The following is a 16,883-nucleotide window of genomic DNA, read 5'->3' as shown; positions in this document are numbered from 1 at the left end:
CGACGCATCGCCGATGGTAGTGTGGTGCTTCACCATGTGAGAGTAGGTCATCGTCAAGCTCCTATACGAAACCCCAGATCGCTAACGCGGTCTGGGGTTTCTTCTTTGCGCGCGGGAAAACGCAGGGTGTGCACGCGCAACGCGCAATTCGCGAACGTTCTGCTGCGTGTGCTGAACCCTACGATATGTCGGCGCTTGTCTGCGCTCGGGTAGAATGCGCGAATTCTCCTGGGGACCTGCATGTCTGACTCGCTGCCCGAACCATCCTTGTCATCCTTGCCGATCGAGCAGTTGATCGCCTGTCATGAGTGCGACCTATTGATGCGCAAGCCGGTGCTGCAGGACGGCGAGAGTGCCGAGTGCCCGCGTTGTGGTTATGAGCTATTCCGTCATCGCCATCATGTGGTGCGACGCAGCCTGGCCCTGGTCGTGACGGCTCTGCTGCTCTATATCCCGGCCAACTTCCTGCCGATCATGCAACTCAATCTGCTGGGACAGATCTCGCAGGACACGGTCTGGAGCGGGGTGATCGGGTTGTATGAAAGCGGTATGCAGGGCATCGCCGTGGTGGTGTTTCTGTCCAGCATGGCGGTGCCGTTGCTCAAGCTGCTTTGCCAGTTGCTGGTGCTGATCAGCATTCGCATCGACTTTGGTCGCAGCTACGGCTTGTTGCTCTACCGGATCTACCACCACATGCGTGAGTGGGGAATGCTCGAGGTTTATCTGATGGGCATCCTGGTGGCGATGGTGAAGCTGATGGACCTGGCTGACCTGAGCCTCGGCCTGGGCCTGTTTTGCTTTATCGCGCTGTTGCTGGTGCAGGTCTGGCTTGAAGTGACTATGTCGCCGCATCAGATCTGGGAAGCCTTGTCCGGGGAGGATATCCATGCGGGCGATTGATGCGGGGTTGTTGGTCTGTCACGAGTGCCATCAACTCAACCCTGTCGACGTCGAGGCCAAGCATCAGTACTGCAGTCGCTGTGGTGGCCTGATTCATGCGCGCCGGCCTGACAGTCTGATCAGAACCTGGGCGCTGCTGCTGACGTCGGCGATTCTGTATATCCCGGCCAACCTGCTGCCGATCATGACGGTGAACAGCTTGGGCAAGGGGTCGCCCTCGACCATCATGGGCGGCGTTCTGGAGTTGATTCACTTGGGCATGTTGCCGATTGCCGCCGTGGTGTTCATCGCCAGCATTCTGGTGCCTACCTTCAAGCTGGTGGGCATTGCTCTGCTGTTGTATTCGGTACAGCGACACCAGCCGATGTCTGCCAGACAGCGGATGCTCATGTACCGCTTCATCGAGTGGATTGGCCGTTGGTCGATGCTCGATATCTTCGTCATCGCCATTCTGGTGGCCGTGGTGAATTTTGGCAGCCTGGCCAGTATCGAAGCTGGAGCCGGTGCCGCCGCCTTTGCCAGTGTGGTGATACTGACCATGCTGGCTGCACTGACTTTCGACCCCCGCCTTATCTGGGACAACACGGAAACCGATCATGACTGACCTTCCTCTGGCCAAGACACGTCCTGCTTCGAACTGGTCGGCCATCTGGGTCCTGCCTCTTATCGCACTGCTGATCGGTGGCTGGCTGGCCTGGCGTGCCTACAGCGAGGCCGGTATTCAGGTCGAGTTGATCTTCGCCAGTGGCGAGGGCATCCAGGCCGGCAAGACCGAGTTGATGTACAAGGGCATGGCGGTCGGCAAGGTCACGGCCATCAGCCTGGATTCGTCCGGAGACAAGCGTGGCGTCCTGGCGCAGCTGGAGGTCAACAAGGAAGTTGAACAGCTGCTCCGCGAAAAAACGCGTTTCTGGCTGGTCAAACCCAATGTCAGTCTGGCCGGTATCAGTGGTCTGGAAACGCTGGTTTCCGGTAACTACATCACCTTCAGCCCCGGTGATGGCGAACCCTCGCGCAGCTTTACTGCCCTGAATCAGGAGCCGCCGATGGGCGACGATGTTCCGGGGCTGCATATCACGCTGAAGGCTGAGCGGCTGGGCTCGCTCAATCGTGACAGCCCTGTGTTCTACCGACAGATTCAGGTCGGTCGAGTCAAGAGTTACACCTTGGGCGAGGATCAAAGCACGGTAGAGGTGAAAGTGTTCATCGAGCCTGCTTATGCGCATCTGGTGCGCAAACACACGCGCTTCTGGAATGCCAGTGGCATCAGCGTCGATGCCGATCTTTCCGGTTTCAAACTGCGCAGCGAGTCGCTGGCCAGCATTGTCGCTGGCGGTATCGCTTTCGCTACGCCCGAACACCGTAAAGACAGCCCGCCCACCGATCCCTCGCTGCCCTTTCGTCTTTATGAGGACTACGACGAGGCCCAGGCGGGGATCAAGATCGTCGTGAAGCTCAGCGATTTCGATGGTTTGCAGGAAGGCCGAACGCCGGTCATGTACAAGGGTATTCAGGTGGGTTCGCTGAAAGCCCTGAAGGTCGATCGCGATCTCAACAGTGCCACGGCCGAGCTGACCATCGACCCACTGGCGGAAGACTACCTGGTGGAAGGTTCGGACTTCTGGGTGGTCAAGCCCTCGATTTCTCTGGCTGGTATCACCGGCCTCGAGGCATTGGTGAAGGGGAACTACATTGCCGTGCGCCCAGGCGAGAAGGGCAGTCCGCCGGCGCGCAGTTTCGTCGCCCGTAGCAAGGCTCCACCTCTGGATCTCGGTGCGCCGGGCCTGCACCTGGTGCTGTTCACCGATCAGCTCGGCTCCATCGAGGTTGGCAGTCCGGTGCTCTACAAGCAGATCAAGGTGGGTTCGGTGCAGAGTTATCAGCTGGGACGCGATAACCGCCAGGTGGTATTGGGCGTGCACATCGAGCCGGACTACGTGCACCTGGTGAATACCTCCACACGGTTCTGGAATGCCAGCGGCATCACCCTCAAGGGCGGGTTGTCTGGTGTCGAGGTCAAGAGCGAGTCCTTGCAGACTCTGTTGGCAGGTGGCGTCGCCTTCGAAACGCCTGACTTGCAGGCGGCCAGGTCGGGGCGTCAGGTGCAGCGCTTCGCTTTGCATGCCGACCGCGAAAGCGCTTTGCAGCTGGGCCAGCAGATCATCATCCGCGTCGCCGATGGAGCTGGTCTGCAGCCAGGTACGGCTGTGCGCTACAAAGGTCTGGAGGTCGGTAAGGTCGAGAGCCTCAGCCTGACCGATGACCTGCAAGCGGTGACGCTCAACGTGCGAATCACTCAGGCTGCCGAGCAGGTTGCCCGCGAGGGTTCGCGGTTCTGGGTGGTGAAGCCGGAGCTGAGCCTGACCCGTGCAGAGAACCTCGGCACGCTGGTCAGCGGTCAGTATCTGGAGGTACAGCTGTCGACGCAGAAAGGCGCCCGCCGCACCCAGTTCACTGCGCTGCCAAGCCCGCCGAATCAGGCGGTGCGCGAGGATGGCCTGCGCCTGGTACTGAGCGCACCACGGCGTGGTTCGATCAAGCCGGGGGTGATCGTCAGCTATCGCGAGGTGCCGGTGGGCAAGGTGGTGGATTTCGAGCTGGGGCCGACCTCTGATCGTGTGCTCATCCATGTATTGATCGAGCCACGCTACGCACCGCTGGTGCGCTCGGGCAGCCGTTTCTGGAATGCCAGTGGTATCGGTGTCGATGCCGGTCTGTTCAAGGGGCTGAAGGTGCGCACCGAGTCGCTGGAAGCGTTGATCGAGGGCGGTATCGCTTTCGCCACGCCGAACAATCCGGAGATGGGTGGGCCGGCTCAGCCGGGGCAGACCTTCGCGCTGTTCGATGAGCCGCAGGAGGCCTGGATGCAGTGGGCGCCGAAGATCGTGCTGGAGCAGTAAGCCAATCATGGCAATGAAAAGGGCCGTATTGAGCGGCCATTTTCTTTTTTTGCGGCTATGAAAAACTCGCGGCTAAAGCGGAATGCCGCTCAGCCGTGACCGTAGGAGCGGCTTTAGCCGCGATGCGTTCAGGCCGGCTCGGTGGCTTCCCCCTGCACAGGCGCCTGAGCCTTGGCGCTTTCGCGCGGCTTGATGAACTTCCAGTCCGCCTCGTCGATATAGATGCCGTTGGGGCCGCTACCGCCTTCCAGGTCGATGGCCACGTGGGCCGAAACCTGCGGCTTGACCGAGGCCAGGATCGGCACGAAACCCAGCTGCAGGCTGGTTTCGATCAGCGCCTGCTGGTTGCGCTCGTCGATGTCCGCCGCCTCGTCGAGGTAGTAGGGCAGGCGCACGCGCCCGGCCTGCTCGCGATCCATCAGGTGCAGCAGCAGGTACATGTTGGTCAGCGCCTTGATGGTCATGGTGGTGCCGTTGCTGGCTGCGCCATCGATGTCGGTGTGGATGATCGGCTGGCCATGCACCTTGGTGATCTCGAAGGCCAGCTCGAACAGATCCTTCAGGCCCAGCTGGTTGCCGTTGGCGGCGACCAGGCGCGACAGATAGTCCTTGGCTTCCTCGTTCTTGGCATCCTGATCGGCCGACTGCGACAGGTCGAACACCGACAGGGTTTCGCCTTCCTCGTACTGCCCGGCGCTGTGGATGATCTGGTCGATATGGCGCAGGGCTTCCTTGTTCGGCGCCAGGACGATGCGGAAGCTTTGCAGGTTGGAGACCTGGCGCTTGTTGATCTCGCGGTTGAACAGCGCCAGCTGGTGTTCCAGGTTGTCGTAGTCGCTGCGGATATTGCGTAGGGTACGGGCGATGTCGGTGACCGCTGCACGGCGCGCCTTCGCCAGCGTGAGGGCTTCGTCCTGGCGGTGGGCGTAGGCGTTGACCAGCAGTTGCAGGCGGCGCTCGACGTCGTCCTCGCTGTCGAACTTGGCCACGCCTTTCAGGCGCACCTGGGCGTACAGCGCCTCGATCTGGTTGTCGATACGCTGCAGCGCCTGCCAGGTGTCCTGATAGTCGTTGAGCAGCGGCAGCAGGTTGTCCAGCGAGTCGTCCACCGGCTCCATGAACGGCGTGCCGAACGGCAGGTCGGCCGGCAGCAGCTGGCGGCGACGCAGGGCGTCTTCCAGGGTGCGTTCCTTGGACTCCAGATCACCGATCTGACGGCTGATCAGTTGCAGCTTGGCGGAAATCTGCTGCACGCGCTCGGCGAAGGCATCGCTGGCGCGCTTGAGTTCATCCTGGGCGCCTTCCAGTTCGGCCAGGCGCTCCAGCTTCTGCGGCTCCTCGGCGGCCAGGGTCTGGCTCTTGCGGAAGTCCTCCAGGGCTTTCTGTGCGTCCAGCACGGCCTGGTACAGGTTTTCGGCCTGGGCCTTGCTGGCGGCGCGGTCAGCGGCCACCGACTGCTGGGTCTTGAGCTGCTTGAGCTCGCGCTCCAGGCGATCCTTCTGGTCGCGCAGGGCGGCGCGGTCGGCCAGTGCCTGCAGAGCCGGCGGTTCGATATGGCTGAGGTCGATGGACAGGCCCGGCACGGCGAAGGTGTCGCCCTTGAAGCGATCGAGCACCGCTTCGACCGCCTTGACCCAGTCGTCGCCGTCGGCCTGGATGCCTTTCTCGCCCAGCGGCAGGCTGAACAGCTGGCCGTTGAACAGGCGCATCAGGCGGTCGACGTCGGCCTGGCTGAACTCCTCGCGCAGGCGCGAGTAGCTGTTGTTGTCGGCGTGATCGAGCTGCTGCTTGACCGACTTGAGGCGTTTTTCCAGGTCGCGCAGGCGCTCGTCCAGGTCCTCGCTGGAGAACTGGCGCGACTGCGCCAGAGCGCCGGCCAGTTCGTCGTGGGCATCCTTGGCGGCGAGCAGTTGCTCTTCCAGCACCTTGGCGTTTTCCACCAGGGCGAAGCGGTTCTTCAGCACGGACAGCTCGCCCAGCCAGCGCTGGATTTCGCTGATTTCGCGCTCCAGGCGCATCAGCTCACTGGTGCCGCCACGCTGCTCGTTCTGCAGGCCATCCTGCTCGTTCTTGTAGTGCTCGGCCTGGATCACCAGCTCTTCCTTGCGCGCATCGGCGTAGTCGTGCCAGGTGCCCAGCAGGTTGTCGAGCAGCGGCGACAGGCGATGCAGCTTGCCGCGCAGGATCTCGCGCTGGCCAACGCCAGAGGCCAGTGCTTCGATCAGCGGGCCGGCGGTGACCAGCGCCTGGTAGTCCTGCTCCATGCGGCGTACGTCGCGGAAGGCTTCCTCGGTGGCAGCGATGTAGTCGACGCTGCCCGAGCGCAGGCTGTGCTCGAAGGCATCGAGGAACAGTTGCTTGAGCTTGGCCGCAGTGATCTCGCGCATGTGCAGCAGGTTGATGAACAGCGCGCGGAAGGTCTTCAGGCTTTGCTCGCTGGTCGAGCGCAGCGGGATCAGGGTCAGGTCCAGCGGGATGCTGGTGTGACCGCCGACCAGCAGGCGACGCAGTTCGTCGGGCTTCAGCTCGTAAGCGGTGATGCCGGCCTGGACGAGGTTCTTGAACAGCTCGCGCTGGCGCAGGCAGGTGCCGTTTTGCTGATAATGCTCCAGGTCCAGCTCGCCGGCGTAGGCGAAGAACTGGTGGCCGAAGCCGCCACCCGGGCCACGACCGGCCACGCCAATCACATGCGGGCCGTGGGGCAGGGCGACCTCGACGAGGATGTAGCTGGTGTCACTGGCGAAGTAGAACTTGCGCGAGGCTTCCAGGCTGTACTTGCCGAAGCTCATGTCCGACATGCGCGCCAGGATGGGGAACTGCAGGGCGTTGATCGAGGCGGATTTGCCCAAGTTGTTGGCGCCGTACACCGACAGCGGGTTTTCCAGCGGGAACAGGCCGAGGCTGTAGCCGGCGGTGTTCAGCAGGGCGAAGCGGCGGATGCCGTAGCGTTCCTGGCTCATGCGTCCATCTCCTGTGCGGCACGTTCTTCGGCCATGGCACGGGCCAGGGCATCTTCCTCGGATTGTTCGCTGTCGATGACAGCCGGGTCGGCGTCGCCGTCATCGTCCAGCAACACCGGTGCCGGCAGCGGCAGGTCGCTGCTGTGCAGACTGGCGGCCAGGTCGCGGTCGTGTTGCACCGACAGGCAGACGTCGAGGAAACGGTGCATCGGCGGCAGAAAGCGGTACACGCCGTTGCTGTCCTCGGCGAAGCCGAGCTGGATGAGGCGGCGGATGATCTTGTCTTCCAGCTCCTCGAAGGTGGTCACTTCGGCCTGCAGGAACAGGTCGCGGTACTTCTCCAGCAGCGCCGGCAGTTCGTCACGGCCAATGCTGCCGCCGTCGAGCACGGAGAGCGGGTCGCGGCCCTGGTCAGCGAGATGTTCCACGAGGATGAAGGTGAACAGCGCCAGGCGCTGGGCGGTCTTGTTCACCTGCGGCGCGACCTGCTCGGGCACGAAGTAGTAGAAGCCGCGCGGGTCGCAGACCAACTCGAAACCGAGGGCGCGGAACAGGGCGCGGTACTGGTCCTGCATGCTCGACAGCTGGGCGTAGCACTCCGGCTCACTGCGCGAGATGTGGTAGCCCTTGAACAGGTCGCGGAAGGCGGCCGCCAGCTGGGTCATTTCTTTCAAATCAATGTTCATACGTCGTGCTCACGGGCAGTCGTAGGGTGGACGGCGCTTTATCCGTCCACCGCATGGCAATCAAAAAGGTGGAAAAAAGCAGGCGTTGGCTGCGCGCCCCGGTCCCCCCTACGTGTTGGTCATGCATCGGGGCGGCCCACCAGGGCATAGGAGCTGATACTGATTTCATGCTCGCGGGTCAGGTAGGTCTGACGCTGCAGGCGGTCGCGCTGGAAGCGGCCTTCGCGCGACAGGCGCGAGAACCAGTAGAGCAGCTCGTCGGTGGCGCCTTCCGGCTCCTGTTCCAGCAGCCAGGTCATCAGATCCGGCAGCGGCAGGGCCTGTTCGCAGCGTTCGATCATCTCGCGCGCGGTCTTCGGCGCCTTGGGCGCGCCGCCCTTGCGGCTGCCGCTGGCCTTGGGGAAGTGCGCCGGCTTGGCTTCGAAGCGGGCCAGGGCGTAGACGTAGGCCTCGACCTGGCTGGCCGAGCCCAAGAAGTTGCTCTGCGGCCGGGTGAACAGCGGCATGGCCGCCTGCGGCACGGCGTCGATGCCCTTCTTGCGGATCACCGACAGTGCCAGCGCCGCGCCACGGGTCACGGCGTTGTGCCGGCGCGCTTCCTCGCGCAGCGGCAGCAGCAGCTCGCGGGCCTTGCGCAGGGTCAGCTGGGCGGTGGTCTGCATTTCCAGGATGCGTGCGTGGGTGCGCAGCAGCAAGTCGTCGTCGACCAGTTGGCCAAGGCGCTGCTGGTCGCCGAGCAGGCGCAGCAGTACCTGTTCGACGCGGCGCACGCCCTGCTCGAAGGCGCCGTCGGCGGCGACCAGCTGGATCATCGGCTCGACGTATTCGTCCCAGGTGGCCAGCACTTCGGCATAGCGCTGGCGCAGGGGAATCTGTCGGTCGCTGGTCTTGGCCCGATCGGCCACCCCGACCAGCGCCTGTTCGTCATTGGCCAGCTTCTTGAGGACGTCCCTGACGCGCATATCGAGCAGGCGCAACTGGCGCGCCAGGTCGTTGGCGTCGCGTACCTCGAAGGCGTCCTGGATGTAGCCGGCCAGGCGCTCCAGATGGCGCAGGTAGGCTTCGATCTCCAGGCACAGGCCGAGGCGGTGCTCGCGGCGCAGGTAAGCGAGAAAGTCGTGAATCTGCGCGTTGAGCTCGAAGCGGTTGGGGCTCTTGGCTACCGGCACCAGGATGTCCAGGCGAATCCAGGTGTCGAGCAGGGCTGTGGTGTCGCTGGGTGTGGAGTCGGGCAACTGCGTGGCGAGCTGGCCGCGCAGCTCGACCAGGCTCAGGGTGCCCGCGTCGAAACGTTCGCAGAGCGGTTCGAGCAACGTCCAGTGTTCGGCGAGGGCGCGCAAAACGCGCTTGGGATCGATCATCGAGGCGCCGGGTTCCAGGCAAGTGAAAAGGGGCAATTGTACTGCAAGCTGCAGGCCGGGTTTGAGTCCGAATCGATCAGAGGCAGGTGACTCGTTGCACGGAGCAGGCAGGTTGCCTCGCGTGGAAGGTGAGGTGTTACGTCGTTGTTGCCGCCGGTAACACCAGCCGGGCGGCGAACTGGGCGCTGGCGGCCATTTGCCTGCTCTTTCTCGACTATGGGTCGGGCCGCTCTGGCGCTGCTGTCCCTATAGTGGCCATAAGGGTTCGAGCCGGAGTGCTCGACGTCACTATAAGAACAGGGGTTTTGCCATGCGCCAGTCCTTTCGCTTCGCCAAACATGCTCTGGCATTGGTATGCGCCGCGGCCTTGAGCGGCCCGGTCCAGGCCAACATGGTCGAGCTGGAGGACAGCGAGCTGTCGGACATCACCGGGCAGGCGTTCATCAACCTCAGCACTGATGCCGCTGGATCACTCAATTACACCCGGATCAATTTTGGCCTCAAGGTGGACACTCAGCTCAACATCAAGAAGTTGGAGCTGGGTGGGTACACGCGCGCGGGTGAAACGCGGGCTTCGGACATTCTGATCAACAACTTTGCCCTGGGCACAGTCGGTGCCAACGACAGCATCAACCCCTTTCAGATCGTGGACCCGTACCTGGAACTGGCATACGAGGGGAATCAGGTCGTTGGTGTGCGTATTGGTTTCGGTGAAGCCAAGGGTGTGCTGTCGGGCGACATTTCTCATCTCACCGGCAAGATCGCGGTGGATCTCGAGGGTAAGGCCAAACCGCTGCTCGACGAAGCCAACTTCTTTCAGCGTTTGCTGCTCGGTGCGACGGTGAACGAGAACTCGACCATTCGTTCCGAGGCCGAGTTGGTGAACAACGGCACGCCGGATTCCGTACGGGCCAACCAGGCCGGGCTGAAGGATGGTTCGGTCGTGCAGTGTGTCGCCAACTGCAATCTACTAGGTGGGTTGCTGAGCGCGTTTCCCTCTCAAGGTTGTCAGATCATCGGCATTTCCACCTGCTTTAACCTCAGTCAGTTCCAGTCGCTGAACATCGGTAACGTCAGCGCGCCTGGTATGGATCAGGCTGCCAAGGGGGTCTTCATCTCGCTGCAATTAAAGGATCTGCAATGGCGAGATATGGATACTTCCGAACTGATCAATACCGTCGCAGGTGCGTTTCTCAATATTCCCAAGTACCGCGATGCCAACGGCAACCTTGTGGCGGGGATAAAATTCGACTTCAACCAGGCGCTTAACGGTATCCCGCGCCAAGACACCTGCCTTGGCAGCGCCGTCTCGGGGTGCTGACCATGGATATTCGCGCACTCCACTTGCTGCTTGGCGTAATGCTCGGCGCTTCGGCCCAGGCGATGGAGCTGTTGAGCGATGCCGAGCTGTCCGACGTGCAGGGCGCCGGCCTTGGTTTCGTGCTCGATCAGGTGCTGCTCGACGGTTCGGGTGCGCAGATCGTGATCAACGACATCACCGACGGCCAGGGGCGCAACGTGCCGATCTCGGTGAAGAATCTCTACCTTGGTGCTGCCGGCAGCAACAAGGGCAGCAACCTCAATCCGGTGACCATCGGCAGCCTCGATCATCCGTTCGAACTGGAGCTGGCCAAGGGCGAAGAGCTGCGCAGCCTGCGCGATGACGGCCAGTGGGTACAGACCACACCGAACGACATCACCGTGCTGTCGTTCAAGTTTCCCGAACGCCTGGTCGCCGGTGGCAATCCCTGTCTCGATGGCTATGCGGCGGCTGGTTCGAACTGTTCTACCGGCGCCAGTGGTCGCGCCGATCTCGGCGTGCGCTTCGACTTCCAGGTGGCGGCCGGGCGCACCGAGATGCTCGCGCTGGACTTTCACCAACTGGTAATGGACGGCTCCTACCTGCGCCTGTGGGGCGACCCCGGGCAGAACGGCAACGGTGAGCTGGTGGGCGAGGCACGCATCAATATCTTCGCCAAGACCCTGGAGGTGATGTCCTGCGCCCAGGCCGACTGCAACACCGCGGGCGAAACCGCAGCGCAACGCGGTGCGCGCACGCTCTATATCACCAACGGCTACGCCAACATCGCCCTCGGTTACGGCAAGTCGCAGCCGCTGCGCCTGCGCTCCAGCGCCGACGGTCAGTTCGTGCTGGAACTGCAGAATCCCACCAGCGGCGCCTCCACGGCGGCGCAACGCCAGGCCCTGGCCAGTGACTTCTATGCCAACGCGCCGCGCACCAACCTGGTGTTCGAGAACCTGACCGTCGGCGGTACTCGAAGCAGCCCTACCGCGGTGCCCACCGGTGGCTACAACTTTGGCCGCAACGAAATCTCCGGGCTGAGCTTCAACTACCTGAAGGTGAGCAGCTATGACCTGCGCTAGAACGGTTGGAGTACTGCTGTCGTTGCTGCCGGCACTGGCGCTGGCGGAAATGCAGGCGCTGGACGACAGCTCTCTCAGCGAGATGACTGGGCAGGGCGGGGTTTACCTGTCTGGCGAGTTCAGCATCAACAAGGATGGTGGCGTGCTCTGGGGCACGCCGACGACCAACGATCCGGCGCAGTGGACGGCCAACCAGCGTAGCTGCGCCTTGGCCGGTGCAGCCAGTCCGGAAAGCTGCGGCATGCGTGTGGCCGTGCGCTCCGGTGCCAACTCCGGCTGGTACGTGCTGGACAACCTCAAAGGCATCTTCAGTTTCGAAGGCCTGACCCTGGACACCCGCACGCTGACCAGCGCCAGTGGTGAGCGCGAGGTGCTGGCGCTGGGGCTGCCCAACGAGATTCGCTTCAAGGACGGCAACTTCTCCTTCGGTGTGGCCAGTCAGGGTGGCTGGAAGAACAAGGCGCTAAGTGCCGCCAATGGTGGTGATCCGAGCTATCAGCAGACCAACATCTTCTCGGCCAAGATCGATGGCGCCATTCGCATGCAGGGCAGCGTGCTGGTGTTTCCCACGAACTGAGGAGGGCGGATCATGCAGCGTTATGGATGGCTGGCGGCGCTCGCACTTGGCAGTTCACCGGTGTGGGCCATGCAGGCGTTGGACGATGACGGCCTGGCTAGCGTCAGTGGTCGTGGTGGTATCAGCATCGAAACCGCCGGTGGCGGCTGGTCGGCCGAAAGTCTCGAATACCGCGAGGACGGTCAGAGCCTGCGAGTCGAAGGTATTTCCAGTCGGCCGCAGCAGGCCGGCAGTGTGTCTACCACGACGGTCGACGTGATCGATGATCGCCTGCATGTCGAGCACCAGGGCCGGCCGAACGAACTGGCGGTGAATGCCATCGGTTTCGCTGGCAGCGACAAGAGCTTCGGCGCCTTTCGTGCTTTCTATACCCTCGGCGCCAGCCTGAAACTCAGCGGCGGCGGGGCCAGCGGCGTGGCTGGTTTCAGCGTCGATGGCAGCCGCTTGAGTCTGGATGCGGTGACCTTCTATTACCGTGACAACGGCTTCGATCTGATCGTGCGTGATGCCTCGTTCGATGCCTACCTGAACAACGCCTACCTGGACATCGTCAGTGGTGGCAACGGTTCCGCCGTGCGCCTCGATCTGGGCGATACGCGCTTCGTCGCGCATGTCGGCGGCATCGGCCTGGATCTGGCGTATGGCGATCCTCAGGTTGGCGTTGCAGTAACGCCCGACCTGCCGGATACGCGGCATCCGGACCATGCGCGCAGTTTCGGCCAACTGGACATGGATCTGCGCCTGGGCGGCAGCATCCGCATTGCCGGGGGCGGCGCCAGTGGTGAGGGGCTGCGCTTGATTCCGCAGATCACCATCGCCAACAGCCTGTTCCAGTACAAGGACGACGGTGTGCTGCGCGCCGAGAACTTCGCCGGCGTGCTCAGCAGCCAGAACGGCATCACCCTCGATCTGGCCGAGGACAGCAGCGGGCGCTATGCCCAGCTGGCCTTCCAGGATCTCAAGCTCAATGCCAGCCTCGGTGGCCTGATCATCGGCAACCCCAACAATCAGAAGATCGGCAGCCTGGCGCTCGACCTCAATTTTCAGGATGAGGGCGCACGGCAGAACTGGTTCAAGCTACGGCCGGGTGGTGACCCCAACTCCGGGCTCAAGGGCATCACTGCGGACGTGTCATGGAACATGGTCAGCAGCTCGGTCTCGCTCACCGATAACGGCAACAGCATGTGGTTCAGTGGCCTGCGCACTCATGGCAGCGGCCAACTGACGGTCGACCTGACCAGAAGCTGCGCCGGAGGGATCAGCCTCGGCTGTTACGCCGGCAGTGCCAATACCCAGCCTGGCAGCGGCGGCTATGACGGTCATTTCGACGGTCTGCGCCTGGGTTTGAACAACGTCAAGGGCAGCTACAGCTTCGATGGTCTGCGGGTCGGTCGCGCCGATGCGCCGTTGCAGGGCGGTACCGAGTTGCTGGTCCTGCTGGAAATCTTCCCGGCCTACGATTTCACCCTCAACGGCCAGCTCACGTTGCGCCCCGGCGGCGCCAGTGGCGACGGCGTAGGCTACAACGCCGATTTCTTCGTCACCGAGGCCAATGCGGCGATTACCGTCGATGAAACCGGCAAGGGCCTGTGGCTGGCGGGTACGCGCTACGACATGCACTTTCGCGACGGTTCGCTGGACGTGACCCAGAATGGCGTGCAACTGAACAAAGGCACCTACTGGTCGACCCTCGATGTGCACGACGTGCGCTGGGGTGACCGCAGCACCGGGCAGAGTCTTGGCCGCATCGTGCTGCGGCGCTACGAGCAGGGCTCGACTCTCAGTATCAGCTCTGGTGGTGCGGGGGCGCTGTGCGTCGGTGGCAGCGGCACCAGCGCATCGGCCTGCACCTCCAGTGGCGGTCGCTGGGAAGATCGTGGCAACGAAGGGCTGACCGCGGGCTTGAAGAACGTCTTCGTGCGCGATGCGTCGGGCAATCCGGCGGCTAGCGTGTCGACCAGCGAGAAACGCAACCAGCTGATCATCGAGACGGATCGGGTCGGCGGCGTCAACGGTACGGGGGCGCAACTGGTGGTGGACAACTTCCACACCTCCGATGGCAACCCGAGCGATGCCAATGCCAACACCTATGGCGTGCGCGTGGACCTCAACCTCGACGTGGCGCCGACCAAGGTCTGCGACAAGAGCGCCAGCGGCTGCCCGCCGGTCTCACCGGACCCGTTGGGTTTTGCCGTCAATGGCCGGGTGCACTTCAAGGAAATCAACATCGACCGCATCCAGAACGTGCACCCGACGGGTGGGGCGGTCACCTCCATATATGGCATGAAACTGCAAAATGCCGATATTCGCGCCAACCTGACCGCTACGCCGATCAACTGATAGGCCTGCAGGCAGTGACCGGCGCGGCTAAAGCCCCTCCCACAGAAATAGCCGCCGGATCGGTCATACCGCTGTAACCGCCCTGTCTTAAGGTCTTCGTCCAGGCGGGCCAGGCTCCGGTCATCACCGGTTGTACAAAAAATCCCCAATGCCCTTTCGATATGCGTCGGTTATCGGCACAATTCGCGTCCACTTTTTTTCGGGGGCCCTTGAGGCACCCATTGGCTGACCTTGCTGGGGCGACGACATGATCCAGACGCCGTACTACCTCATCGACAAACAGAAGCTTCTGGTCAATCTGGAGAAGATCGCCTACGTGCGCGAGAACTCCGGTGCCAAGGCGCTGCTGGCGCTGAAATGCTTCGCCACCTGGTCGGTGTTCGACCTGATGCAGCAGTACATGGACGGCACCACCTCCAGCTCGCTGTACGAGCTGAAGCTGGGCCGGCAGAAGTTCGCCGGTGAAACCCACGCCTACAGCGTGGCCTGGGCCGACGACGAGATTGAAGAGATGGTCGCCAACTGCGACAAGATCATCTTCAACTCCATTGGCCAGCTCGAGCGCTTCGCCGAGCGCACCGAGGGCACCATCCGTGGCCTGCGCGTCAACCCGCAGGTGAGCAGCTCCGATTACCTGCTGGCCGACCCGGCGCGTCCGTTCAGCCGCCTGGGCGAATGGGACCCGGCCAAGATCGAGCAGGTCATGGGGCAGATTTCCGGCTTCATGTTCCACAACAACTGCGAGAACGGCAGCTTCGAGTTGTTCGACAAGATGCTCACCACCATCGAGGAGCGCTTCGGCCACCTGATCGCCCAGGTCGAGTGGGTCAGCCTCGGTGGCGGCATTCACTTCACTGGCGAGGGCTATCCGATCGATGCCTTCTGCGCGCGCCTTAAAGCCTTCTCCGAGAAGTACGGCGTGCAGGTGTATCTGGAGCCGGGCGAAGCGGCGATCACCCTCAGCGCCTCGCTGGAAGTCACCGTGCTCGACACCCTGTACAACGGCAAGCACCTGGCCGTGGTCGACAGCTCCATCGAAGCGCACATGCTCGACCTGCTGATCTATCGCCTCAACGCCAAGATGGCGCCCAATGACGGCGAACACACCTACATGGTCTGCGGCAAAAGCTGCCTGGCCGGCGATATCTTCGGCGAGTACCAGTTCGACAAACCGCTGCAGATCGGTGATCGCCTGTCGTTCATCGACGCCGCCGGTTACACCATGGTCAAGAAGAACTGGTTCAATGGCCTGAAGATGCCGTCCATCGTGGTGAAACAACTCGACGGTAGCATCGAGGTGGCTCGCCAGTTCGGTTTCGACGACTACCTGTCCAGCCTATCGTGACGCCAGGTAGGGTGGCCGACGCTTCAGTCGTCCACCATTTGCCAAACGAGGGTGGATGAGAAAAGCGTCATCCGCCCTACGCTTTCCAACGTAACAATTGTCTAGAAACGCAGTACCCAGGAGGTGGAACAATTGAAGAAGAATGTCCTGATCATTGGTGCAGGAGGTGTTGCCAAGGTGGTGGCCCATAAGTGCGCGCAACACAACGACGAACTCGGTCGTATTGCGATTGCGTCGCGCAACATCTCCAAATGCCAGGCCATCATCGACAGCGTACAGGCCAAGGGCGGGCTCAAGCAGCCCGGCGAGATCAAGGCCTATGCACTGAACGCCCTGGACGTGGAAGCGACCAAGGCGCTGATCCGTGAAACCGAGTCGCAGATCGTCATCAACGTGGGCTCTGCCTTCCTCAACATGTCCGTGCTGCGTGCCTGTATCGATACTGGCGTGGCCTACCTGGACACCGCGATCCACGAAGACCCGAGCAAGATCTGTGAAACCCCGCCGTGGTATGGCAACTACGAGTGGAAGCACCTGGCCGAATGCCAGGAGAAAGGCGTGACCGCCATCCTCGGGGTCGGCTTCGATCCGGGCGTGGTCAACTCCTACGCCGCTTTGGCGCAACAACAGTACTTCGACAAGATCGAGTCGATCGACATCCTCGACGTCAACGCCGGTTCGCACGGCAAGTACTTCGCCACCAATTTCGACCCGGAAATCAATTTCCGTGAATTCACCGGCACGGTCTACAGCTGGCAGAACAGCCAATGGACCAGCAACAGCATGTTCGAAGTCAAACGCACCGACGATCTGCCGGTGGTGGGCGAGCAGAACCTGTACCTGACCGGCCATGACGAGGTGCACTCGCTGTCCAAGCACCTCGACGTACCGAACGTGCGCTTCTGGATGAGCTTCGGCGACCACTACATCAACGTGTTCACCGTGCTGAAGAACCTTGGCCTGCTCTCCGAGCAACCGGTCAAGACCGCCGAAGGTCTTGAAGTGGTGCCGCTGAAAGTGGTCAAGGCCGTGCTGCCCGATCCCGCCTCGCTGGCGCCGGGCTACAGCGGCAAGACCTGCATTGGTGATCTGGTCAAGGGCACCAAGGATGGCCAGCCGCGCGAGCTGTTCATCTACAACGTCGCCGACCACGCAGATGCCTTCGCCGAGACCGACAGCCAGGGTATCTCCTACACCGCCGGCGTGCCGCCGGTCGCCGCTGCGCTGCTGGTGGCGCGTGGCGAGTGGGATGCCAAGCGCATGGTCAACGTCGAAGAGCTGCCGGCCGAGCCGTTCCTGGGGCTGCTGGATGTGATGGGCCTGCCCACCCGCATCAAGGACGAGCACGGCGACCGTCCGTGGAATCAGCCCGTCTGAGATCGCGCGCAGCATGAAAAAAGGATCGCCTCGGCGATCCTTTTTTCTTTTC

Annotated in this window: 12 protein-coding genes; 9 read left to right on the top strand and 3 right to left on the bottom strand. The window is 62.4% G+C overall.

Translation table 11 applies throughout. The features are described 5' to 3' along the window. Positions 1-240: 240 nt before the first annotated feature. Genes ACN8M7_RS25735 through ACN8M7_RS25725 form a run of 3 tightly spaced genes read left to right on the top strand, consistent with a single transcriptional unit; the run spans position 241 to position 3,800 of the window. Complete coding sequence (locus ACN8M7_RS25735) at positions 241-900, top strand: paraquat-inducible protein A (protein WP_490262616.1); 660 nt, start codon at positions 241-243, stop codon at positions 898-900. Beyond that, positions 887-1,504: a paraquat-inducible protein A gene (locus ACN8M7_RS25730; protein WP_061241045.1), complete on the top strand. Its 618-nt coding sequence runs from the start codon at positions 887-889 to the stop codon at positions 1,502-1,504. Before ACN8M7_RS25735 ends, ACN8M7_RS25730 begins: the two co-directional genes overlap by 14 nt. Continuing rightward, a complete protein-coding gene (locus ACN8M7_RS25725) occupies positions 1,497-3,800 on the top strand; it encodes a PqiB family protein (protein ID WP_490262615.1) in 2,304 nt (767 codons plus the stop codon). Before ACN8M7_RS25730 ends, ACN8M7_RS25725 begins: the two co-directional genes overlap by 8 nt. A 128-nt stretch (positions 3,801-3,928) precedes the next feature. Here ACN8M7_RS25725 and mksF read toward each other — a convergent pair whose 3' ends face one another. From mksF to mksB, 3 genes are all read right to left on the bottom strand, one after another. Then, positions 3,929-6,760 (bottom strand): Mks condensin complex protein MksF, encoded by a 2,832-nt coding sequence (mksF, locus tag ACN8M7_RS25720; protein ID WP_490262614.1) that lies wholly within the window; start codon positions 6,758-6,760, stop codon positions 3,929-3,931. Then, positions 6,757-7,446 carry an Mks condensin complex protein MksE gene (gene mksE, locus ACN8M7_RS25715; RefSeq protein WP_490262613.1) on the bottom strand — a complete coding sequence of 230 codons (690 nt, stop codon included), beginning with the start codon at positions 7,444-7,446 and terminating at the stop codon, positions 6,757-6,759. Before mksE ends, mksF begins: the two co-directional genes overlap by 4 nt. A gap of 119 nt (positions 7,447-7,565) precedes the next feature. Then, the gene (gene mksB / locus ACN8M7_RS25710; protein ID WP_490262612.1) at positions 7,566-8,807 is read right to left on the bottom strand and encodes an Mks condensin complex protein MksB; all 1,242 of its coding nucleotides are present in this window, start codon (positions 8,805-8,807) and stop codon (positions 7,566-7,568) included. Between the two features lie 310 nt (positions 8,808-9,117). Between mksB and ACN8M7_RS25705 the strand changes: the two genes are divergently transcribed. From ACN8M7_RS25705 to ACN8M7_RS25680, 6 genes are all read left to right on the top strand, one after another. Next, entirely contained in the window at positions 9,118-10,128 is a 1,011-nt protein-coding gene (locus ACN8M7_RS25705) for a DUF6160 family protein (RefSeq protein ID WP_061241050.1), read from the top strand. Positions 10,129-10,130: 2 nt separating this feature from the next. Continuing rightward, positions 10,131-11,192: a hypothetical protein gene (locus ACN8M7_RS25700; RefSeq protein WP_490262611.1), complete on the top strand. Its 1,062-nt coding sequence runs from the start codon at positions 10,131-10,133 to the stop codon at positions 11,190-11,192. Beyond that, positions 11,179-11,769, top strand: a complete 591-nt coding sequence (locus tag ACN8M7_RS25695) for a DUF6160 family protein (RefSeq protein WP_061241052.1) — start codon at positions 11,179-11,181, stop codon at positions 11,767-11,769. Before ACN8M7_RS25700 ends, ACN8M7_RS25695 begins: the two co-directional genes overlap by 14 nt. A 12-nt stretch (positions 11,770-11,781) precedes the next feature. Next, a complete protein-coding gene (locus tag ACN8M7_RS25690; RefSeq protein WP_490262610.1) occupies positions 11,782-14,109 on the top strand; it encodes a DUF6160 family protein in 2,328 nt (775 codons plus the stop codon). A gap of 247 nt (positions 14,110-14,356) precedes the next feature. Then, positions 14,357-15,454 (top strand): carboxynorspermidine decarboxylase, encoded by a 1,098-nt coding sequence (locus tag ACN8M7_RS25685; protein WP_061241054.1) that lies wholly within the window; start codon positions 14,357-14,359, stop codon positions 15,452-15,454. Positions 15,455-15,586: 132 nt separating this feature from the next. Further along, complete coding sequence (locus tag ACN8M7_RS25680; protein ID WP_061241055.1) at positions 15,587-16,831, top strand: saccharopine dehydrogenase family protein; 1,245 nt, start codon at positions 15,587-15,589, stop codon at positions 16,829-16,831. Positions 16,832-16,883: the final 52 nt, after the last annotated feature.

This window comes from Pseudomonas spartinae (genome assembly GCF_965197125.1).
Lineage (GTDB): Bacteria > Pseudomonadota > Gammaproteobacteria > Pseudomonadales > Pseudomonadaceae > Aquipseudomonas > Aquipseudomonas composti_A.
Note: the sequence above shows the minus strand (reverse complement) of the source record. Positions and strands in the feature narration are given on the sequence as shown.